Annotated in this window: 18 protein-coding genes and 3 tRNA genes; 13 read left to right on the top strand and 8 right to left on the bottom strand. The window is 66.0% G+C overall.

Going from position 1 to position 20160, the window contains the following annotated elements; genetic code table 11:
• Positions 1-48: 48 nt before the first annotated feature.
• The 3 genes from FRC96_RS03390 to FRC96_RS03400 all read right to left on the bottom strand — a co-directional run bounded on the left by FRC96_RS03390 (position 49) and on the right by FRC96_RS03400 (position 339).
• Positions 49-121, bottom strand: a tRNA-Glu gene (locus FRC96_RS03390).
• Between the two features lie 71 nt (positions 122-192).
• Positions 193-265 (bottom strand) — tRNA-Glu (locus FRC96_RS03395).
• Between the two features lies 1 nt (position 266).
• Positions 267-339 (bottom strand) — tRNA-Lys (locus FRC96_RS03400).
• 438 nt (positions 340-777) lie between these two features.
• Here FRC96_RS03400 and FRC96_RS03405 point away from each other — a divergent pair.
• Entirely contained in the window at positions 778-1269 is a 492-nt protein-coding gene (locus FRC96_RS03405; RefSeq protein WP_146972698.1) for a hypothetical protein, read from the top strand.
• Here FRC96_RS03405 and queD read toward each other — a convergent pair.
• The gene (gene queD / locus FRC96_RS03410) at positions 1254-1619 is read right to left on the bottom strand and encodes a 6-carboxytetrahydropterin synthase QueD (RefSeq protein ID WP_146972699.1); all 366 of its coding nucleotides are present in this window, start codon (positions 1617-1619) and stop codon (positions 1254-1256) included. The two genes, FRC96_RS03405 and queD, sit on opposite strands and share 16 nt — an antisense overlap.
• A gap of 122 nt (positions 1620-1741) precedes the next feature.
• Between queD and FRC96_RS03415 the strand changes: the two genes are divergently transcribed.
• The 5 genes from FRC96_RS03415 to FRC96_RS03435 are packed head-to-tail and all read left to right on the top strand — an operon-like array spanning position 1742 to position 8078.
• Entirely contained in the window at positions 1742-3655 is a 1914-nt protein-coding gene (locus tag FRC96_RS03415; RefSeq protein WP_230469827.1) for a bifunctional homocysteine S-methyltransferase/methylenetetrahydrofolate reductase, read from the top strand.
• Positions 3656-3673: 18 nt separating this feature from the next.
• A complete protein-coding gene (gene cysK / locus FRC96_RS03420; protein WP_146972703.1) occupies positions 3674-4600 on the top strand; it encodes a cysteine synthase A in 927 nt (308 codons plus the stop codon).
• A gap of 42 nt (positions 4601-4642) precedes the next feature.
• Complete coding sequence (gene cysE, locus FRC96_RS03425; protein WP_146972704.1) at positions 4643-5485, top strand: serine O-acetyltransferase; 843 nt, start codon at positions 4643-4645, stop codon at positions 5483-5485.
• 47 nt (positions 5486-5532) lie between these two features.
• Positions 5533-6336 carry an outer membrane lipoprotein-sorting protein gene (locus tag FRC96_RS03430; protein ID WP_230469828.1) on the top strand — a complete coding sequence of 268 codons (804 nt, stop codon included), beginning with the start codon at positions 5533-5535 and terminating at the stop codon, positions 6334-6336.
• Positions 6333-8078 carry a hypothetical protein gene (locus FRC96_RS03435; protein ID WP_146972707.1) on the top strand — a complete coding sequence of 582 codons (1746 nt, stop codon included), beginning with the start codon at positions 6333-6335 and terminating at the stop codon, positions 8076-8078. The genes FRC96_RS03430 and FRC96_RS03435 overlap by 4 nt, the downstream gene beginning before the upstream one ends.
• Positions 8079-8169: 91 nt before the next feature.
• Here the strand turns inward: FRC96_RS03435 and FRC96_RS03440 are convergent, their stop codons facing one another.
• Both FRC96_RS03440 and FRC96_RS03445 read right to left on the bottom strand, forming a co-directional pair.
• Positions 8170-8736 carry a hypothetical protein gene (locus tag FRC96_RS03440; RefSeq protein ID WP_146972709.1) on the bottom strand — a complete coding sequence of 189 codons (567 nt, stop codon included), beginning with the start codon at positions 8734-8736 and terminating at the stop codon, positions 8170-8172.
• Between the two features lie 107 nt (positions 8737-8843).
• Complete coding sequence (locus FRC96_RS03445; protein ID WP_146972710.1) at positions 8844-9995, bottom strand: hypothetical protein; 1152 nt, start codon at positions 9993-9995, stop codon at positions 8844-8846.
• A gap of 212 nt (positions 9996-10207) precedes the next feature.
• Between FRC96_RS03445 and FRC96_RS03450 the strand changes: the two genes are divergently transcribed.
• Together FRC96_RS03450 and FRC96_RS03455 are read left to right on the top strand one after the other, a co-directional pair.
• Positions 10208-12925: a CpXC domain-containing protein gene (locus FRC96_RS03450; protein WP_146972712.1), complete on the top strand. Its 2718-nt coding sequence runs from the start codon at positions 10208-10210 to the stop codon at positions 12923-12925.
• A 111-nt stretch (positions 12926-13036) separates the two neighbouring features.
• Positions 13037-13777 (top strand): metallophosphoesterase family protein, encoded by a 741-nt coding sequence (locus FRC96_RS03455; RefSeq protein ID WP_146972714.1) that lies wholly within the window; start codon positions 13037-13039, stop codon positions 13775-13777.
• A gap of 33 nt (positions 13778-13810) precedes the next feature.
• Here the strand turns inward: FRC96_RS03455 and FRC96_RS03460 are convergent, their stop codons facing one another.
• Positions 13811-16207 carry a PQQ-binding-like beta-propeller repeat protein gene (locus FRC96_RS03460; RefSeq protein ID WP_146972715.1) on the bottom strand — a complete coding sequence of 799 codons (2397 nt, stop codon included), beginning with the start codon at positions 16205-16207 and terminating at the stop codon, positions 13811-13813.
• Positions 16204-16674, bottom strand: a complete 471-nt coding sequence (locus FRC96_RS03465; protein ID WP_146972717.1) for a hypothetical protein — start codon at positions 16672-16674, stop codon at positions 16204-16206. Before FRC96_RS03465 ends, FRC96_RS03460 begins: the two co-directional genes overlap by 4 nt.
• Positions 16675-16947: 273 nt before the next feature.
• Here FRC96_RS03465 and FRC96_RS03470 point away from each other — a divergent pair, with 273 nt between their 5' ends.
• The 5 genes from FRC96_RS03470 to FRC96_RS03490 all read left to right on the top strand — a co-directional run bounded on the left by FRC96_RS03470 (position 16948) and on the right by FRC96_RS03490 (position 20153).
• A complete protein-coding gene (locus FRC96_RS03470; RefSeq protein ID WP_146972719.1) occupies positions 16948-17367 on the top strand; it encodes a hypothetical protein in 420 nt (139 codons plus the stop codon).
• Positions 17368-17384: 17 nt separating this feature from the next.
• Complete coding sequence (locus FRC96_RS03475) at positions 17385-17861, top strand: tetratricopeptide repeat protein (RefSeq protein ID WP_146972720.1); 477 nt, start codon at positions 17385-17387, stop codon at positions 17859-17861.
• A gap of 161 nt (positions 17862-18022) precedes the next feature.
• Positions 18023-18487: a hypothetical protein gene (locus FRC96_RS03480; RefSeq protein ID WP_146972722.1), complete on the top strand. Its 465-nt coding sequence runs from the start codon at positions 18023-18025 to the stop codon at positions 18485-18487.
• Between the two features lie 173 nt (positions 18488-18660).
• Positions 18661-18954 (top strand): hypothetical protein, encoded by a 294-nt coding sequence (locus FRC96_RS03485; RefSeq protein WP_146972724.1) that lies wholly within the window; start codon positions 18661-18663, stop codon positions 18952-18954.
• Between the two features lie 59 nt (positions 18955-19013).
• Complete coding sequence (locus FRC96_RS03490) at positions 19014-20153, top strand: GAF domain-containing protein (RefSeq protein ID WP_146972729.1); 1140 nt, start codon at positions 19014-19016, stop codon at positions 20151-20153.
• The last annotated feature ends 7 nt before the right edge of the window (positions 20154-20160 follow it).

Genomic DNA, 20160 nt, shown 5'->3' on the forward strand with positions numbered 1-20160 from the left:
GGCAAGAAACAAAAAAACCGACTCATGTGCATGAGTCGGTTTCTTGAGCGTCCCCTACGGGATTCGAACCCGTGTCGCCGGCGTGAAAGGCCGGTGTCCTAGGCCTCTAGACGAAGGGGACAATCAGCCCTTAAAGGGCTGACGATCCTGCTATGTGCTACTACGTGGTCACGATGAAGCGGTGTGACCGAGCGTCCCCTACGGGATTCGAACCCGTGTCGCCGGCGTGAAAGGCCGGTGTCCTAGGCCTCTAGACGAAGGGGACGTGAGCCGTGGTGGGCTCGAACCACCGACCCGCAGATTAAAAGTCTGCTGCTCTACCAACTGAGCTAACGGCCCAACATGTTCAACAATCAACCGTGGTTGAGAGTCAAACCACCACCGGAGCTTGGTGTCTCCGGCTGTTCCGTTTTTGGGGTTTCCCCCGAAACGGAAGCTATATCTACAGCTGCCCCCCCGGGGTGTCAACGGGTTTCTGCAAAAATTATCCGCTCAGAGCATAATTATTCCCGGGGTTGCGTGATTCGTAAATGATTTCAGGTGCTTACTATCAGAGGTGTCCGGGCTGCGGGGGCCGGGGAGATGGGGATCATGCGTCTTGGGCCGATGTTTGATAGGATCGCGAGCGCAGGGCCACCGGGCTTTGAGCGCGCAGGCGGGGGGAATGCGGCGATGGCGACGGCGGCTTCAATTCAGGAGGTCTCGTTCTTCGAGCTTGCAGCGCGGTTGGAGATGGCACGCAGAAAACAAGGACGCTGGAGGGATCGACGCGACACGGTGACCGCACGTCGCAAGCGTCGTCGTTTGCATCGGCGTGACTTTCCGGCAAGCCAGGTCTACGAGCCTGCGCCCATCGACCCGCGCCTGGCCACACGCGGGGTGCAGAGCCGTCTGCTGGGTGCAGCGGGGCTGGCCGCGCTGACCGTGGCGTGTGTGCTGGCGGTGATCTTCGCCCCCGGGTTTTCCTATGAGCTGGCGTTTCTGCTGACGATGGGCACCGGCTCTCTGGGCCTGGCCATCGCGCTGATCATGGGGGCGCGGCGCGAGGAGATCGTGCACGGCATCGCCCATCAGCTCAGCGATGAGTCCGAGAAACCGGCGCTGCGCCTGGATTTACGGGATCTTGGCGAAGACGGCTCGCTGCGGCTGGAGGGGCCTGCGCAGGTTGATCCCGACACCTGGAGCTGGGAGCTGGCAAACCCGGCCCATGATGAGCAGGTGTTTGCCGAGCGTCCCCGAGGTCCCGGGTCCCCTTACTCGCCGCGGTAGATGCAGCTCGACTCGCAGGTCTCGTGGATCTGCAGGCTGTGCAGCTGCGGCAGCACAGGCTTGATGCGCTCCCACATCCAGCCGGCGAGCACCTCGGAGGTGGGGTTTTCGAGGCCCTCGATCTCGTTGAGGTAGTAGTGATCGAGCTGCTCGACGATCAGCGGCTTTACGGCCGCTTTAATATCCCCATAGTCCAGAAGCCAGCCCATCTGTGGGTCGACCTCCCCGCGCACCGTGACCGTGACGCGGTAGGAGTGGCCATGCAGACGCTGGCACTTATGCCCTTCGGGCACGTTGGGGAGGCGGTGGGCGGCCTCAAAACGAAACTCTTTAACCAGCTCGACGATCATAACTTAGGTCTGGGGCAGGGAGGGGAGGTTGGGGGCATGGAGCCCGGGGCGCTTCTCGACTATAGTGCCGGGCGCAGATCGCGCAGTCCGTAACGTAAGCCAGTGATGTGAGTCAAATCCAGATGCAATCACCCTTTTTAAAGGCGCTCGCTGCCGGTCCCGTGGTCTTTGACGGCGCGATCGGTACGCAACTCTACGAACGCGGCATCTACATCAATAAGTCCTTTGATGACGCGAACCTCTCACGGCCGGACCTGGTGGCTGCGGTGCACGCCGAGTATTTGAGCGCGGGCGCTGAGGTGATCACGACAAACACCTTCTCGTCGAACCGCATCAAGCTCAGACGCCACGGGTTGGAGGAGCGTGCGGCCGAGATCGCGAGCGCCGGGGCGCGCATCGCCCGGGAGGTCGCCGGCGATCTGGCCCTGGTGGCCGGGTCGGTGGGGCCGACCGGCCGCACCCCGACGATGCTCACTGAGCAGGAGCTCGAGGAGATGCGCCAGGCGTTTCGCGAGCAGATCACGGCGCTGGCCGAGGGCGGGGTCGATGTGATCGTGCTCGAGACCTTTCGCCAGCTGGCCGAGGTGCGCATGGCCCTGGAGGCGGCGCGCGAGGTCTGCGATCTGCCGGTGATCGCCCAGATGAGCTTTGACGGGGAGCGTCGCACCGGCGACGGGGCCGACCCTGAGCGGGTGGCGATGCTGCTGGCCGACTGGGGGGCCGACGTGGTGGGCGCGAACTGCATGGAGGGCCCGCACGTGCTCTACGACGTGGTCGTGGACATGCTCAGCTGCGGGCTTCCGGTGAGCGCCCAGCCCAACGCCGGGTATCCGCGCAAGGTCGATGAGCGCCTCGTTTATATGGCGACGCCCGAATATTTTGGCGTGTACGCGCGGCGCTTTTTTAAGGCCGGGGTGCGCCTGGTGGGGGGATGTTGCGGGACCGGCCCGGAGCATATTCGTCAGGTCTCAGCGGCCGCGCGCATGCTCGGCGGGGGGCGCGCCAGCGTGGAGGTCAGCGCCGCGCGTTTGCCCCGTGAGGAGGTCGAGCCGGAGCTTGCGAAGAGTCAGAAGGCGCCCACCCGGCTGGCCGAGAAGATCGAGGCGGCGCATCGCTCCCGGGCGGCCGGTGAGCCTGTGAGCCGCGAGAACTTCGTGGTGAGCGTGGAGGTGAACCCGCCCTCGGGGCTGCGCGCCGATCGCGCCATTGAGGCCGCGCGCATGCTCATTGAGGGGGGCGTCGATGTCATCAACATCGCCGATGGCCCGCGCGCCTCGGTGCGTATGGCCAACTGGGCGCTGGGGCGGATGTTGCAGGAGTCGCTCGATATCGAGGTGATTTTGCACCTCTGCGGCCGCGATCGAAACCTGCTCGGGTTGCAGTCGGATGTGCTGGGCTTTGAGGCCCTCGATCTGCGCAACCTTGTGGTGATCACCGGAGATCCTCCCAAGGTGGGCGACTATCCGCACGCCACAGCGGTCTTCGACCTGGATAGCGTGGGCATCCTGCGCATGATCGATAACTTCAACCGCGGCGTCGATCCGGCGGGCAAGCCCGTGGGTGATGCCACCGCGTTCTATTGCGCGTGTGGGGCCGAGCCGGCCGCCGCCGATTACGAGCGGGAGCTGCGCCGCCTGGAGCTCAAGAAGAGCGCAGGGGCCCGTTTTGTGATGACCCAGCCGGTCTACGATCCGGCGGTGCTCGATCGTTTCCTGGCCGACATTGAGTACCTGGATCTTCCGGTGCTGGTGGGGCTCCTTCCCCTGGCCAGCGCGCGCAACGCGGAGTTTCTGCACAACGAGGTGCCGGGGATGGCCGTGCCGCTGGAGGTGCGCGAGCGCATGCGCGCTGCCGGCACCGGGCAGGCCGCGCGCGCCGAAGGCGTGCGCATCGCCCAGGAGACGCTGGAGGCGGTAGGCTCCCGGGTGGCCGGTGCTTATATCATGCCCCCCTTCGGTCGCTATGAGGCGGCCCTGGAGATCTTGAGCTGTCTTCCCGGCTACGCCACAACCCCTGCCATCGAGGAGGCGCGCTGATCGGCGCGCGAACACGTTATGACGATTTACGAGAGCATCGTCGATCTGGTGGGGAAAACCCCGCTGATTCGGCTGAATAAAGTTGTCGGCGACTGCCCGGCGGAGATCGTGGGTAAGGCGGAGTTTTTTAATCCGCTGGGCAGCGTCAAAGATCGCATCGGCGCGGCGATGGTCGCCGACGCCGAGGCGCGCGGGGCGCTCAAGCCGGGCGGTCTCATTGTGGAGCCGACCAGCGGCAACACCGGAATCGCGCTTGCCTTTGTGTGCGCCTCAAAGGGCTACAAGCTCGTGCTGACGATGCCCGACACCATGAGCCTGGAGCGGCGCACGCTGCTCAAGGCGCTGGGGGCCGAGCTTGTGCTCACCCCCGGCTCGCTGGGGATGCAGGGGGCAGTCGAGGAGGCCCGACAGATGGTCGAGTCGACCCCGGGGGCGATCATGCTTCAGCAGTTTCAGAACTCTGCCAACCCGCAGATTCACGCCGAGACCACCGCCGACGAGATCTGGGCCGACTGCGAGGGGCGCATCGACGCCATCGTCACCGGCGTGGGCACCGGGGGTACCATCACCGGGGTCACGCGCACACTGAAGCAGAAAAATCCTCACTTTAAAGCCATCGCCGTGGAGCCTGCCGGAAGCCCGGTGCTCTCCGGCGGGGTGGCCGGGCCGCATAAAGTGCAGGGCATCGGCGCGGGCTTTGTGCCCGACATCTACGAGGAGGCGCTCATCGACGAGGTCCTCACCGTCGAGGATGACGAGGCCTTCGAGATGGCGCGGCGCCTGGCCTGTGAGGAGGGTCTTCTGGTGGGCATCAGCGCCGGGGCCAACGTGGCTGCGGCGATCCGTGTGGGGCGCCGCCCGGAGTTTGCGGGTAAGCGCATCGTGACGATGCTCTGCGACACTGGCGAGCGCTACCTCTCCACGCCTCTTTTCCGTGAGCTTTGACGCCGGTCGCCCCCGTGGCTCAACCGCCGGCAGGACACCATCATGAAGTTGAAACGCCCTCATCCCCGGCTCAGCGCCAGCCCCCCGGGCAACGAGCGCCGAGGCGTGCTGGGATTTTTTAAAGACGCCATCGAAGATATCCAGGCGGTGCGTCGCGGCGATCCGGCCGCGCGCACGCTGGCCGAGGTGGTCACCACCTACCCGGGCCTGCACGCGCTCTGGATGCACCGCCTCTCCCATCGCCTCTGGGGGCGCGGCCACCACCTGGGCGCGCGTATCCTCAGCCACTACAGCCGTCATCTCACCGGGGTGGAGATTCACCCCGGGGCGGTCATCGGCCGCCGGGTCTTTATCGATCACGGCATGGGCGTGGTGATCGGGGAGACCTCGGTGGTGGGCGACGATTGCCTGATCTACAAAGGCGTGGTGCTCGGCGGCACGAGCCTTAAGCGCACCAAACGCCACCCCACCATCGGCAAAGGGGTGACGATTGGCTCCAACGCCTGCATCCTGGGGGCGGTGACCATCGGCGACGGTGCGCGCGTTGGCAGCGGTTCGGTGGTGGTCAAAGATGTGGAGGCCTGCGCCACGGTGGTGGGCATCCCGGGGCGTGTGGTCTCACGTGAGGAGCGCAAGAGCGTGGGGCCGCCGGACCTCGATCACGATCGTCTCCCCGACCCGATCCAGCGCATCGTGCGCGATCTTCTCGACCATATCGACAGCCTCTCCAACCGCCTGCATATCCTGGAGCAGCTCGTCGACTTAAGCCCCGAAGAGCTTGCCGAGAAGCTGGAGCGTCACGAACTTCAAGACGCCCTGGAGCAGGAGTTTTTGAACGCCTATCAGGATGACGACGTCGAAGAGGGCACCAAACCCGCCGGCTAGAGGGCGATGTTCGTCCAGGCCGTGAGCGAACTTATCTGGGAGTGATGATGGCTGGCTTAGCACCGATCCGACACCTCTTCGCGCTTAGCGCAGCGCTTCTTGTTATGAGCCTGGCCCTCACCGCCTCCGCGCAGGAAGGCGGCGAGCCGAGTGCGCAGGAGCTGATTGACCAGGCGATTGAGCGCAACGCGCTGGGGTTTGATTCCGGCCGCGCGCAGATCACGCTGATCGTCTACGACCGTGCCGGGGAGCGGCGGGAGCGCCGCCTCGATGTTCGCTCTCGCCGCGCCGATGATCGGGGCGCGACCCGGGTGGAGCTTACCGATCCGCCGGAGGTCCGCGGTCAGTCCTTCCTCTTCATCGAGCAGGCCGAAGGTCAGGATGACGTCTGGATGTACGTGCCCGCCTTCAATGTGACCCGCCGGGTGGAGGGGCGACAGAAGCGGGGCGCGTTTCTTGGCACGCACTTCACCTTTGCCGATCTGGAGAGCCGCGATCTTCGCGAGGCGACCTACCGCCGCCTCCCCGACGAGACCATCGGTCAGACTCCTGTGTACGTCGTGGAGGCTCGCCCCACCGACGCCGCGGCCAGCGACTACAGCCGTGTGGTCACCTACCTGCGCAAAGAGGATCAGATTCCCATGCGCACCCGCTTCTTTGGCAAAGACGGCGAGTTGGAGAAGACGCTCTTTAGCGAAAAGCTCAACACGACCGAGGGTGGACGAAGCTACATCGAGCAGATGACGCTGCGCTCGGAACAGGGGGGCTATACGACGATCGTCATCAACGCACTCGACCCGAACGTGGAGCTCCCCGAGTCGGTCTTCAGCCGTGAGGACCTGGGTCGGTGAGATGCCCGGAGGTACGCCGGTGGTGGGTGGGGATCGCGCTTGGCGGGGCGCTCGCGCTGGGGGGTATCTCGAGCGCGGCGGCCCAGGAAATCCTCTACGACCCGGAGAACCCGGCCTTTGAGGATGAGACCCGCCCTCCCGGGGGCGACGCACACGACGAGGCATCCGAGCAAAGCTCCGGGGGAGGAGAGGTACTTTTTGATCCCGAGAACCAGGGATTTGAGGATGAGACAGGCGGAGCGCCGGCGCTCCGAGAGCCCCTGAGTTCAAGCGCCAACTCTGCATTTCAAAACACCGAGTTGACCCTCATCGCTGGCACTGGCCTCTTCATTGACCTGGCCAGCGACGCGCCCGGCGAAGATCTTTTAGAGACCTCCACCGAACTCGGCCTGACGATCACGCACGATGCGTCGGCTAACCTGCGTGCGGTGATCGGCGCGCGCGCCTCACACCGCGCCGCGCGCCCCTCCGGCGGCCCCTGGCGCGCCTACGATGAAGTCGCGCTCGATGAGGCCTACATCCTCTGGCGCAAAGATCGCTGGCGTTTGGCCTTCGGAAACCTGCGTACTCCCTGGGGAAGCACCGACATCACGCGCCCCGGCGACGTGATCAACCCCACCGATCTGCGCGCACCGGGCAGCGCCGGGGCCTTTGGTGCGACGCTCCCTCAGCTCACAGCCGAGGCATCCTACGCGTTTGAATCATGGACTTTGAACGCGCTCGTGGTGCCTTTTTTCAAGGCCAACGAGGTCGCGCTCTTCGGGCAGGACACCGCGCTGGCCAGCCGGCAGAACCCCTTTATCGCCGAGCAGCTGCCCTTTGTGCTGCTCGCGCAGGATCTTCTCGATCCCTCGGTCTGGCCTCAGGCGCAGCCTTTGCTGCAGGCCACTCGCCGCCCGATGGCCACCCCCGCCAACATGAGCGCGGGGCTGCGGGCGACGACCACGCTGGCCAACACCGACCTGGGGCTGGGGGCTTTTTACGGCTGGGACCGCACCCCGAAGATCATCCTCGATGACGATGTTCGTGAGCTGCTTCGCATCATCGCCGAAGACGGGCAGTTCTTTGCCGACTTCGACTTCATTGGTTTTACGGCCCGAAACCCGGAGACGGTCGCCATCTCCCAGAGGATCTCGGCCAAAGCGGAAGCCGGGGAGACCCTGTTGAGCGCGGAGTTCCAGCGCCGTCTGACTCTGGTGGCCGACGCGGCGCGCTACATCGGCCCGATCGGGGTGCGCGCCGATGTGGCCTTTTCGCCCGGGCGCATCTTTTACACCACCGACTTTGAGCCGGTGACCCGCGCCAGCGTCTTTGCGGCGCTGGGGCTCTCGTATGAGCGTTTGTTGAGCGATGAGCGCGCGCTGGCGCTGACGCTCGAGGGCTTCTGGCTGCACCCTTTTGCGGGTGACAGCGCAGTGCAGCGCCTCTTTCATGAGGCCGGGGAGGGCGGCAGCACCGACGCGCGCCTGCTGCTCTTTGAGGGGGGCTACTACGGGGTGGCCGGTGCGCTGAACTGGGGGACCGGTCTCTGGAAGATCGATGTGCAGGGCGGGGCGATGGCCTCGCTGGCCCCGGGCGATGTGATCGCGCAGATCGCCCTGGAGCGTCCCATCATCGGCGCGGCGCGCGCCCGGCTGAGCGCCAACCTCTTTGCCGGACCCGATCCGGCCGAGACGCTGAGTCTCGGCGGGGTGTGGTCGGCCAACGATCAGCTCGCGTTGAGCGTCGTCGGGCGTTTTTAACCTCGGTCCGCAGACAAGAAAGCGCCGGTCCTCGCAGGGAAGACCGGCGCTTCTCGATACTTTAGGGACGCCGCAGGCGTCTTCGGCGTGCTTAGCTCTTCACGCCGAAGAGTCGCGCGAAGTCGTCGAGCAAGGCGCTCTCTTCTTTATTGATGGGGTTGGTCAACCCGAAGAAGCCGCCGGAGGCGGCGGCCACTGCCTTGCTCCAGTCCATGACGTTCTGGCCCATCTCGCCATCGGGATCTTCGTCGATCAGGTGCGCGATGACGGTGTTCGCGCGGCTGAAGAAGAGATCGGTGGGCTGCTCTTCGAGGAGCATCAGCAAAAAGTTACTGGCGGCGCTTCCCTCGGCGATGCCGAAGCGACGGGCCAGCTCCTGAACTTTATCGCCCTCGGCGGTAGAGATGCTGCCGTCGGCCCAGGCCATCTGAATCAGGGGAACCAGCGGCAGCACGCGAGCGGTTTCCGCGTCAAACCCCAGCTCCATGGCCTCGGCGGCCACGTCTTCGCGGGTGTTAAGCGAGGCGGCGATCGCTTCGCGCTCCTGCTGGCGAATGGCCTCGAGTTGCTTCTCGCGGCGAAGACGCGCCAGCTTCTCGCGTTCCTGTTGCTGGATGTACTTTTCTTCTTCTTCGCGCGGGGTGTTCTTATCAGCCATGGCTCAGCGCTCCATTGGTCGGTTTTCAGAGATAACGCAGACGGGGCGCAATATAAGTGCCCCCCGGGGTGCAGGCAACCGAGAATGGCAGGCCCGATCGGGGGGCCTCAACGCCAGGCGTCTTCGGCCTCTTCGCGAAGTTGGCGCGCGCGCTCACGTAGCTCTTCAACCTGGGTCTCCAGGCGCTCACGCTCCCGGCGCAGCGCGCGCACGCTGCGCTCGGTTTGCCCTTCACTCAGGGCGGGAGCGCCCTGGTCGATCTGCTCCGGGTCGACGAGGCTCTCGATGAGCACGCGCTCGGTGGTGGGCTCAAAGCCGTTGCCGGGCGAGGGCTCCGGGGTGGGGTCGGGGTCCGGGGAGTCGAAGTCACCTCCCATGTTGGGGTCGCCCTCGGCGCCCTCAAAGTCTTCGGAGGGGGCGCCGGGCTGCGACTCCGGATCGGAGGCGTCCTCGGTGACGGGCACGTCGCCCTGGTCGCCGCGGGCGGGCTCGTCGCCGGCGACGCTGCGCTCCTGACGAGCGATGGCGCGAGCGCGGTCGTTCTCTTCGAAGAAGCGCTCCCGCGTGGAGAAGTCGCGCGCGCGGCGCATCAGATCGCGCGAGCGCTCCAGCTCGCTGAGCCGGGCCTCCACGGTGGTCAGGCGCTCGCGGAGCTGAGCCTCGGTGTCTTCGAGCTCGTCGGCGACCGCGAGCAGATCACGGGGGTGCCCCCCCTCGACTAGCCGGGCATCGGCGAGCACCTGCTCTACGCGCTCGGGGTCCACACCGGGGGCTGTCTCGCGCATCTGCGACTGCAAGCGGCTGAGCGCGTTGAGCTCCTCGATCAGCGCGAGCTGCTCGGCACCGGAGCTGCGGGCGACGCTTTGCTCCAGCTCGACGCGGCGCGCTGAGAGGGCGTTGAGAAGCTGCTCCCTGGCGCGCTCCAACTCAGCCTGGCGGGTCAAAAGTGTGATCTGGCGCTCCCGCACCCCCTCGACGAGCGCGTGGCTGCGGCGCAGCGCGTCTTCGAGTTGTCGCCGGCTGGCCCGACCCCGCGCCTCCTCGGCTTTCAACTTTTCGAGGCGCTCTACAGATTTCTGATACTCGCCGAGCGCACGCTCCAATCTCTGACGGGCCTCTTCCACCGAGCTTCGGGTGCGCTCCCAGCCCTGCTGCGCCTCGGGAAGATCTTGCCCCATCGCCGCGCCAGACCACAACATCAGGGCCGCAACGCTCGCCAGGGCGAGTCGAAGAAGTCTATGGGAAAGTGAGGAACGCATGGTGTCTCGTCGGGGCAGGTGACGCATCGTCGCGCCGTTGCCCTCGATATAGAGCAAAGATCGATCCAACATCTCGGAGCTTGAGAAAAAGTTGCGACCGGCCGGCGACGATCTCAAGGCTTGAAGGTCGCCAAAATCCCGTGGTATGCAGCACGACCGGTCACGAACCTCTTTCTTTTTACGCGTTTGACGCACTCTGGCGAGGCACGTCCATGGAACATCAAGACGGCGCTCAGGCACCTTATCAAGGTCACCTGGGACGCACAGCGCAGACCTCGGTACTTATCAGCAGCGCCGCCGGGCCGGTCTTTCCGGCCAGCGTGTATACCGGGATCAACACCCAGACGCACCCGGAGCTTCGTCAGCGCCTGATCGACGGGACACTCAACGTGGTGGAGTGCCCCTTTGATGACGGGCGCATCTACGATCTGGCGATCTCGGTGATCTACCACGACGAGAAGCGTCGCCTCTTTGTGCTGGTGATCCCCGAAACGCTTCGCCACGAAGAGTTCAAGCGGCGGAGCGCGCTGCTCGAAGAGCTTGCGCGCGAGCGCGAGGTGCTGCCGAACTACGTGCGCAACTTCCACACGATCTTTGAGCCGGCGCGTCTCATCGCGTTGGAAGAGGCCGCTGACCGCGCCGCCGAGGCCGGTCAGGCGCAAGCGCCGACGCCTCAAGACAGCTCGGAGGTGGGTGAGGCCACGGTGATCACCGCGATCCCCGAAGCCGGCCCCTCCGAAGCCGAAGTAGCCCTCAAGGCGGAGCTCGAGGCGCTTAAGTCTGAGCTCGCGGGCCAGCGCGAGAGCCTCGATGAGGCCCGCGCCGAGCTTGAGCGGGCGCAGCGCGAGCTGGAGAGCTCGAAGAGCGGCTTTGAAGAAGAGCAGGAAGCGATCGCCCGTGACCGCGAGCAGCTCAACGAGGTCGCCTCCCGCGTCGAGCGCGACAGCGAGCGCGTCCAGGAGACCCGCGCGCGTCTGGAAGAGGAGCGCACGCGCCTGGAAGAAGAGCGCGCCATGCTCGAAGAGGCCCGCCGCGCCCTGCAGGTCCAGGAGCTCAACCTGGAGCAGGAGCGGCTGCGCCTGGAGCAGGGCGCCCAGGCCTCCAACGCCGAAGAGGCCACCCAGGTCGTGACCGACGATCAGTTTATCGAGGTGATGAACCCCTCCACCGCGCCCACGCCCCCCGGGGCAAGTGGGCTGCGCGACACAGGCTCCGAGCGCGCCCGTCGCCCCGAGCCCGCACGTCACCAGCTCGTGCGCGCCACGCCCGCCGAGCGTCCCGAAGACTTCGACGCGGCGGCCGGCGGTGAGCTCGTCTTCGTGCGCGAGACCTCCGATCTGGTGCAGGTGGGCTATTCGCTCAGCGATGAGCGCGTCGCCACCTTTGACGACGCCCCCGATGTTCGCTTCTTCTTTCAACTTCATGATGTTGATGGCGTGCCGGTGATGGCGCTGACGCTGGCGGCCTTCGACGCCTCCGGCGATCTTCTGGACGCGGTCAGCGCGCCGCTGGCCGATGTCGAGGAGCACGAACGTGCCATCCTCGATACCCTGGCGCGCGATCAGCACGTCAGCCTGGTGGTGTACGGTGAGGCTGGCAGCCCCGCGATCTCCTGGGAGGGCGGGGCGCCCATCGCCGCGAACATCGCCTGGGCTCGGGAGCGGGCCCGCGCCTGGCGCGAGGCCTTCAACGGCGACGACTCCGAGGCCCGCGCGGCCATCGCGCTGGGTGAGGTCGAGCTTGTCGGGCAGATGCGCCACCCCTTTGTCGACGGTCGTTTCTCGCGCATCGACAGCGCCTCCGAAGCGATGCTCGCTGCGGGTGTGGTCGGCTACTGGTCGCGCTCCGAGCAGGTCGCCTACCTCGTTGGCAACCGCGCCTTCCCCCTCTCGCACTTCCGCGAGATCCAGAAACGCGTCGCGCGTCAGGCCCTTAACTGGGGCATCGCGCTGGGCGATGAGCTCCAGCAGGTGGCCATCGATGAGTCCATCATCACCGACCGCATCAGCCTGACCCAGCGCCTGCTGGCGAGCTTCGCCGAACTCTGCGTCGGCGTGCGGCCCAACGACCTTGACCCCATCCAGCAGTGGGAGAACTGGGACGCCCTCATTCAACTCGCCCAGAGCCACGGTGTGACCCCGGAGCCCGACGTGCTGGAGCTGGCCGAGCTCAGCCTTAAGCGCGCGCAGGACTACGAGGAGATGCTCGACGCCGAAGACGACAGCGTGGAGGCCGAGGCCATCGACCTCGATGATGACGAGGTTCTGGAGATCGTCGAAGAGTCCGAAGTCGATCTCGACGAGCTGATCATCGAGCACACCGTCTCGGCCAGCGGCACCACCTACTTCCTGGTCGACACCGCGCTGATCGAAGATCTACCGGCGATGGAGAAGGCCAAACGCAGCGATCTTCAGTCGCGCCTGAGCGATCCGGCCGGACGCCTGGAGGTCGCGCAGGTGCTTGTGGAGCGCTTCTCCCCCGACGCCTTAAGCGATGTGCTCGAAGAGAGCGAGAAGATGAGCAGCGCCGAGCGCGACGCGCTGGCGCGCTTTCTGGAGGCGCGCGCCGAACGTCTCACCGCGCACCTCTCCAACCTCTTGCCCACCGCCGGCGCGGCTGCGACGCTGATCATCGCGCGCACGCTGGTGAAAGGGGAGCACACCGACGCCGTCGACGCGCTCCTTAAAGCGCTGGGCGATGAACATCAGCGTGGCAACCCGGCCGAGCTCGCCAGCGCCCTGGCCGGTTTTGGTGACGCCCTGGTTGACCCGCTCTCTCGGGCGATTAAGTCCAGTCCGGAAGATGAGCACCTCGCGCTCGCGCTCGCTCATCTCGACGCGGCTCGCCCCGGCACGCTCGATGCCCTCTCCAGCGACCGCAGCAAACATCTGCGCCGCGCCGCCAAACGCGCGCGCCAGCTGGCCGGTTAACCCCCGGTCACTCCTTCGTTTACTTCCCGGCGCCCCGGCTCCATAGTGGGGGGACCTCTGCGCCCCCCACACCGGCGCCCCGCTTAATCATCAGCCAGACGCGGTCCACGCATGCTCATCGGAATCTTCAGCGACGTCCACGCCAACATCGACGCCCTCAACCCGGTCGTGGAGGCCTACAAGGCCCACGAGCCGCCCATCGATACGTACGTCTGTCTGGGCGACGTCGTCGGCTACGGCGCCGAGCCCAACGCCTGCTGTGAGGTCGTGCGCGAGCTGGCCGAGGTCACCATACTGGGCAACCACGACGCGGCGGTCTGTGGGCGCATGAACTACGCCTACTACTATGACGCTGCGCGCAACGCGTTGGACTGGCACGCCAACAAGCTCGAAGAGACACACCACGAGTGGCTGCGCACGCTCCCCTACCGCGAAGATTGGGATAACCTCTGCTTCTGCCACGGCTCGCCCATCAACAAAGAAGACTTCGAATACGTCTTCAACCTGCAGCAGGCCAACCAGCTCATTGAACACTGGGACGAGCTCAACGAGATCACCTTCATCGGTCACTCGCACCTGACCAAGTCGTTTAGCCTGCACCCGGAAGACGGCGCGGTCGAGGTCTTCGGTCCCACGATCACCTTTGAAGAAGGCCGCAAGTACATCGTCACCGTCGGCAGCGTGGGGCAGCCCCGCGATAACGACAACCGCGCCTGCTACGGCGTCTACGATACCGAAGCGCGCACCTTCACCTTCCACCGCGTGGAGTACGACATCCGCGAAGCCGCCCGAAAGATCTTCGAGTCGGAGCTCTCCAGCGACTTCGCCAAGCGCCTCTTCTTCGGGATCTAAATCAATCGCACCGGGTGAGGCGCTCGGAGGCGATCAGCCCCCGCCGCCCTCGAGCACGGCCATAAAGTGGTCCACGCTCCAGGCGGCCAGCACGTCCTCTTCACCATGCTCGGTGGCTTGCTCGCCAAGGATGAGTTGAAAGGGCGCGCAGAGCAGGGCCTGCTCCGGGCTCTCCATCGCCTCAAAGGTGTGTAGGCGTCGGCCGCTGCGCAGATCGCGCACCATGACGTCTTCACCCACGCTGATCAGCGCCTCGCCAATCGTGAAGAGCTCGAGGTTGCCGTAGAGCAACAACTTCTCGCGCGCGGGCATCGCCTGCCAGCGCACCTCCCCACCGGCTACGCGGAAGCAGGTCGTCTCCCCGCGATCGGTGCGCACGATCCCGTGCCACTGCCCCTCCAGTTCGACAGCGAGCGCCGGCGTCGGTTCGTAGAGCCCCGCGCTGAGAAGGTCGATGCGCCAGCTGACCTGCGGCTGCACCGCCTCCAGGGCGATGCCGCAGAGCGAGACCTGCCCGTGACGCTCCACCGGCACGACCATCCACTGGTCGATGAAGCTCGGCGCTCCGCAGACCCACCCCGCCAGGCGCACCTGCCAGACCGAGCGCCCGGTAAAGGGGTAGCAGGCGTGCACCGTCGAGCCGCGATGGTGGGTGTCGTGGGTCACCGCATAATAGCGTCCCTGATGAACCATCACCCCGTTCTCGGAGTGCCCGCCGATACGCACCCGCCAGAGCACCTGACCCTGGCTTGGGCTCAGCGCGATCAGCTGCCCCTCGGTGGTGCGCGCGCAGATCAGCGGCCCATCAAAGATCAGCGCGCTAAAACGCGCCGGGCCCACCGCAAAACGCCAGCGCACCACCTGCCTGTCCAGGTCGACGCAGGCCATCTTTCCCTGGTCGCTGGCTACCACCAGAAGTCGCTCCGCCGGGTAGTAGGCCACCTCATGGATCGCCCCAAAGCCGGTGCCCAGCGCCACGCTCCCGGTCGGCGCTCCGCTCGCTGCATCGAGCCAGCGCACTCGCCCCTGACCCTCGGCCACCACCACCCAGGGGCCGGCCGCCCGCGCTCGCCAGCGCGCCTCAACCGGCGAGCGCGCCTCACCCCAGACCCAGCGCTCCTGGCCGCTGCGAGCATCGAGCATCACTGTGCTGATCGGCGTTGAGACCAGCAACCCGCTTCCCACCAGCCGCGCCGTGCTCAGATCCATGCCCGCGCGCCGATACTCCCAGCGCGCCCTGGGAAAGAGCGTATGCACCTCACGCAGCGGCCAGGCAAAGTCCGGCGTCGGGACAGCCGGGGGATCTTCCGGCTGCATATGCCCCTGGGCTCGAAGGTACGCCTCCGGGGCGTCGTGGTAGACGTCGTTGCCACAGAGATCGCGATGCCAGTGCCGGAGGTTTTGCACCTCGTCGTCCAGATCCACAAAGCGCTGGTTGAGCTCCAGGCGAGGGTTGAGCTCCAGCAGATCCTGCACGAAAAGTTCGGCGAGGCTGAGTATCCGATCCAGGCACTCCGTCGGGCTCACCGACCAGCGCTCCCCGGCGATCTCCACCTCCCAGCGGGCGCCGTCGTCGCGGACCTTGAAGTCGAGGTGAGGCAGCGGCTCGATCAGCTCCAGAGACCCCTCACTGCGCGCCTCCAGGTGGCTCAACAGCTGCCGGGCGCGCTCCAGAAGGCTCCCCATCGCCAGAAAGGGGTAGCGCGGCGCGAGCACCACCGCCGCATCACCGAGCTCCGCACGTAGCGTGCCCGCGAAGAGCAGCGCGTGAAGATCAAAGACCTGCTCCCCGTGGTAGCCCCGCAGCCCGGCATCGTCGCCGACCAGCTCGTAGCCCAGCGTCAGCCCCTCGGTCGAGGAGGTCGCCGAGGCGCGATCGGCTAGCGGTTCGCGCTCAATGGGCACCGCCGCCCCGTAGCTGAGCTGGCGCCCTCGCTTGAGCACCCCCAACCACTGGCTGAGTTGGCGCACGTAGCGCTCCGAGGAGAAGCGCTCGGAGATGCCAAAAAGCTCCCGCAGAAGTTCCTCGGCCGCCTCGGTCAGCGCGCCCACAAAGGCCGCCGCGTCAATCGAGAGATCGCGGGCGACCACCTGCTTCTCTCGCCCCACGCTGTAAGCGCTTACAAAGAGGTGACGATCGCGGGCCACCAGCACAAGCTCCCAGGGCTCGTGCGGAAACTCCAAAATCACCTTGGTGCGCGTGCCCTGGGAGAGCGCCACAAGCCCCTCCAGCAGCCCACCGACCACCCCGAAGATCGCCTCTTCAGGGATTGAGGCGGTCAGGTTGGTGCCGTCGACGACAATGTCGATGATGTCGCGGATCTCCAGCAGGCTCATCGCGCTCTCGGCCGGCCGAAGAGGATCGAGCGCGCTCAAGTAGCGCACATCCTCCTTCCAGCCGCACCCCACGATGATCTCAACCTGGCTCATGAGCCCTCGCCATGCACCACCGCCCGTCCGCTGGCGGTGAGCTCACGCCATAAGGTCTTGCCGACGTCAAAATGGCGCTCCAGCAGCTGCAGATCGTCCTCGTCGATGTAGACGTGGTCGATGCGCTCGGCGCTGATCACCTTGCCGAAGATCGTCTTCGCCAGGTCCGGTCGCGCCAGCACCGAGACCTTGTGGTAGAGCTCGCTGCACACCACCAGATGAAGGTGATTCTCGGCCATCTCCCGAGACGGCGCGATGCGTTCTTTGACCCCGTCGGCGCGGTAGAGGGGCTGGGTGGTGCTGCGCTTCTTCGAAGAGGGGCTGGCCTCGTCGGACTCCAGCGTCTGGGAGAAGCGCTGCAGCACCACCGAGCGGATCGCCTGGTAGGCGTCTTCCACGTAGGCAGCCTCCCCGGTGAGCTCCAGGTCCAGGGAGTGCGCTTTAATTTTCAGGCGGTTCTGGGTCATTGCAGCCTCTGAGATCTTCTCGCGTCAGCAGAACAGGGCGATCGCCGGCAGCATTTCGGCCCGCTCTGGCGAGCCCGCGCTGCCCGCCGATTATAGGCCGCGGCGGCGAATCACCACAAGGTAGCTCGGGCACCATCGCTCGCTCTGGAAAAAAAGTTGGGGTCATCGCGCAAGATCGGCGCAGAACCTTCGATAACAGGATCAGGGCGCATCGCTCGCCACGCGCAATTCGGTCACGCGTGACTCGCTCACGCATCGACAAAGGAGGCTTCTATGTCCGGCATCAACGGGATCGGTTCCCCCCAGAGCCCGCCCATCTCACAAGACCTCGCTCAGACGGCTAACCCCAACGGTGGGCGCTTTCGACAGGTGCTCTCCAAAGTGGCCGACGGCGCGCTGGCCGGGGTCGCCGCCGTCGCCCCGGTCTTTCCCGGCGGCCAGCTCGTGAGCATGGCCGCCAACGGCCTGCGCGAGCTCAAAGCCACCTCCCCCGGCGGCCTGACCCCCGGAGGGCAGGGCGATCAGCTCGATCGCATGTTCGATATGCAGAAGCAGAGCCAGGTCTTCAACCTGCAGTACCTTCAACTTCAGACCGAGATGCAGGCCGACAACCGCCGCTTCTCCACCCTCTCCAACCTGATGAAAGTTCGCCACGACACCGCCAAAGCCGCCATCAATAACATGCACGCCTGACCTCCCACGGAGCTGCCATGCCCTCGACTTACCCGCCCGAGATCGCCACGCCGGAAGATGCCCGCCACCGGGCCCACCAGGAGCTGCAGCGCGCCTACCTGCTCATCACCTACGGCCACTGCGCCGAGGCCCTGGAGGCCTGCGAGCGCGCTGCTGTGCTGCTGCCGGATCACCCGCTGCCGCTCACCTTAAAAGGTGGGATCCTCATCGCCAGCGGCCAACTTCCCCGGGCCATTCGCACCCTGCAGCAGGTCCAGCGCACCCATCGCGGTGACATCCTGGCGAGCATCTACATGGCGGAGGCCTGCTTCCTGGCAGGACGTCACCGCCGCGCCTGGCGTGTGCTCGATGAGATCGACCCGGAGGCCCTGGAGAAGAGCCCCCACGCCGAGCTCGCGCTCGCGCTCCGAGAGACCTGGTCGCAGATCCCCCCCGAAGAGCTGCCGAAACCCCTTGAAGTCAACCTCGACGATGAGCCTCAGCCCATCGCCTGAGACCGGGACACGGGTGCGCGCCGCGGACTCAATTTCGGAGCGCGCCCGGTGACTCCCGACCTTCGCAGCGCCGCCAGGCCCGACCGGCCTCATGATGCGCTTAAACGTCTTCGTCGTCCTCGCCTGCACGCCGCCGCGCACGGGCTCCCGGAGTGATGTGTATGAACATCTCAAACCTGCCCCCCACCCCCGAGCCGGGCGCCTTCGATGAATTCGAGGCCTCGCTTCATGAGCGCATCACCACGGCGATCGCCGGGGCGGCTCCGCCGAGCGGTGCGGAGCCCTCCCGGGTGGCGTCAGCCGGTGATATCGCCCCGGGCCCCGCGCCGATCGCCTCTCACCCGGCCACCGCCTCGCTCGCAACGCTGGTCGCCGCTGCCATGCACGATCCCTCCCGCGCCGCCGACCTCCCCCGGCAGAGCCTGGAGATCATCATCGATCGCAGGCTCAGCGCCCCGAACGCACCGACGATGCCCGGCGCACGGGAGGCGCTGCTCGACGCCATGAGCACAGACCCCCACGTGCTCTCGGAGCTCACCGATATCATCGTCGACCTCGTCGACCGACTCGCCAGCGCCGCGCGCCGCGGTCAGCCGACGCCCGGTGGCCCCCCGGACCTCCCCTGAGTCTCACCCCGCCATAGGCCCGCCCGGAGCACCCCTGGCCACGGGCCTACCCCCCGATTGCGCCTTGCTCGCCGGCGCTCCGCAGCGCTATGTTAGCAGCCTCGCAGGATCGCTCCGGCGCGCCCACGCGCAGCGGCGCGATCCGCACATGGCTTCGCACACGTGAGCTGCTCATGAGCGCACAACTTCTGGAACCCGCCGCCGAGATCCCCGGCTTTCGCGTCGGTCACTGTCCCCAATGCCAGCGCGCCGTGCTGGCTGCACGCGACCTGGAGGGCGATGAGCTCGTCGAGGTCTGCATGCACTGCTCCTGCAACCTCACCTCCGGCGCCCCGCAGACACTGCGCTGGGTGGAGGCCGCGGACCTGGTGGAGCTGGGCTATTTCGTCGACGGCTTTGAACCCGAGGACTGCGACTCCCACGGGGGCTGCCGCGATGGCGCCTGCGGCGTGCGTCAGCCCGCCTGAGACAACTTCTAAGCGATTCTACGATCTGAGCTTTTGCTTTTCCCTTTGAGGAGGCGTTGATGCAATACGAGGTGTTCATTCCGGCGGCCGAAGAAGATGGCTTCGATGTGACCATTCAGGTCGAGGCCAGCAACTGGACGCAGGCCCTCAAGACCGGCCTGGAGCGCCTCGGCGAAGGCATGGTTCGCAACGTGATGTGCGATATCAAGAGCGACAACTCCATTCACGTCACCGACGCCACCAGTCAGAGGGTCTTCATCATCCGCGAGGTCGAGGCTCAGGCCGACGCCGAGCCCGAGCCTCCCCAGGCGGCCACCGTCAAGATGGAGCCCCTGGCGCGCCCCGAGCCGGAACCCGAGCCCGAAGCGGAACCTCAGCCTGAGCCCGAACCCAAAGTCGAGGTCAAACCGGAGCCTGAGCCCAAAGTCGAGGTCAAACCGGAGCCTGAGCCCGAAGTCGAGCCGAAGCCCGAGCCCAAAGTCGAGCCCAAAGTCGAGCCGGAACCCGAGCCCGAACCGGAGCAGTGGCAGTCGGACGACGGCAAGATGCGCATCAGCTCCTCAACCTTTGAGTCGCTTCAACGCGAAGACGTCGAGGAGAAGCCCCGGGTCATCAGCGAATCGCGCAACAAGACCGACGAGAGCCGCGCGGTGACCATCGGCCGCACCGACGAGAAGGTCGCCGCCAACCTCATCGAGGATGTGTTTCTGGAGATCCAGGCCATCCATGAGAACAACATGGCGCTTGAAGACGTCGTCAACTTCGTGATGGACATGGTCATGGAGAAGCTCAACGCCGAGAGCGGCTCCATCCTCTTTGCCGACGTCAACGGTCGCGAGCTCTACTTCGCCGCGGCCCGAGGTCCGAAGGCCGACGAGATCATGAGCTTCCGCGTGCCGATGGGCCAGGGCATCGTCGGGTTCTGCGCCCGCGAGGGCGTCAGCCTGGCGATCAGCGACGTGCATCAAGACCCGCGCTTCTACAAAAAGATCTCCGAGTCGCTGGGCTACGAGACCACCAGCCTGGCCTGCTCCCCGATTCAGTTTGAGGGCCGGGTCTACGGCGCCATCGAGGTGATCAACAAGAAGGGGGCCAGCTCCTTTGCCGGCCAGGAGATCAGCGCCATGGCCTACATCGGTCGCCAGCTCGCCGAGTTCATCCATGAGCTGATCATGGCCCGCGAGAAGATCGAAGGCTGAGCCGTCT

The sequence above is a fragment of the Lujinxingia vulgaris genome (assembly GCF_007997005.1).
Taxonomy (GTDB): domain Bacteria; phylum Myxococcota_A; class Bradymonadia; order Bradymonadales; family Bradymonadaceae; genus Lujinxingia.

What these genes read in the sequence shown, in the direction of transcription:
- FRC96_RS03475 (WP_146972720.1), top strand. Translation starts at nt 17,385, where the DNA reads ATGCCCTCGACTTACCCGCCCGAGATCGCCACGCCGGAAGATGCCCGC.
- FRC96_RS03440 (WP_146972709.1), bottom strand. Translation starts at nt 8,736, where the DNA reads ATGGCTGATAAGAACACCCCGCGCGAAGAAGAAGAAAAGTACATCCAG.
- FRC96_RS03480 (WP_146972722.1), top strand. Translation starts at nt 18,023, where the DNA reads ATGAACATCTCAAACCTGCCCCCCACCCCCGAGCCGGGCGCCTTCGAT.
- FRC96_RS03455 (WP_146972714.1), top strand. Translation starts at nt 13,037, where the DNA reads ATGCTCATCGGAATCTTCAGCGACGTCCACGCCAACATCGACGCCCTC.
- FRC96_RS03450 (WP_146972712.1), top strand. Translation starts at nt 10,208, where the DNA reads ATGGAACATCAAGACGGCGCTCAGGCACCTTATCAAGGTCACCTGGGA.
- FRC96_RS03490 (WP_146972729.1), top strand. Translation starts at nt 19,014, where the DNA reads ATGCAATACGAGGTGTTCATTCCGGCGGCCGAAGAAGATGGCTTCGAT.
- FRC96_RS03430 (WP_230469828.1), top strand. Translation starts at nt 5,533, where the DNA reads ATGGCTGGCTTAGCACCGATCCGACACCTCTTCGCGCTTAGCGCAGCG.
- FRC96_RS03485 (WP_146972724.1), top strand. Translation starts at nt 18,661, where the DNA reads ATGAGCGCACAACTTCTGGAACCCGCCGCCGAGATCCCCGGCTTTCGC.
- FRC96_RS03415 (WP_230469827.1), top strand. Translation starts at nt 1,742, where the DNA reads ATGCAATCACCCTTTTTAAAGGCGCTCGCTGCCGGTCCCGTGGTCTTT.
- queD (WP_146972699.1), bottom strand. Translation starts at nt 1,619, where the DNA reads ATGATCGTCGAGCTGGTTAAAGAGTTTCGTTTTGAGGCCGCCCACCGC.
- cysK (WP_146972703.1), top strand. Translation starts at nt 3,674, where the DNA reads ATGACGATTTACGAGAGCATCGTCGATCTGGTGGGGAAAACCCCGCTG.
- FRC96_RS03465 (WP_146972717.1), bottom strand. Translation starts at nt 16,674, where the DNA reads ATGACCCAGAACCGCCTGAAAATTAAAGCGCACTCCCTGGACCTGGAG.
- cysE (WP_146972704.1), top strand. Translation starts at nt 4,643, where the DNA reads ATGAAGTTGAAACGCCCTCATCCCCGGCTCAGCGCCAGCCCCCCGGGC.
- FRC96_RS03460 (WP_146972715.1), bottom strand. Translation starts at nt 16,207, where the DNA reads ATGAGCCAGGTTGAGATCATCGTGGGGTGCGGCTGGAAGGAGGATGTG.
- FRC96_RS03470 (WP_146972719.1), top strand. Translation starts at nt 16,948, where the DNA reads ATGTCCGGCATCAACGGGATCGGTTCCCCCCAGAGCCCGCCCATCTCA.
- FRC96_RS03445 (WP_146972710.1), bottom strand. Translation starts at nt 9,995, where the DNA reads ATGCGTTCCTCACTTTCCCATAGACTTCTTCGACTCGCCCTGGCGAGC.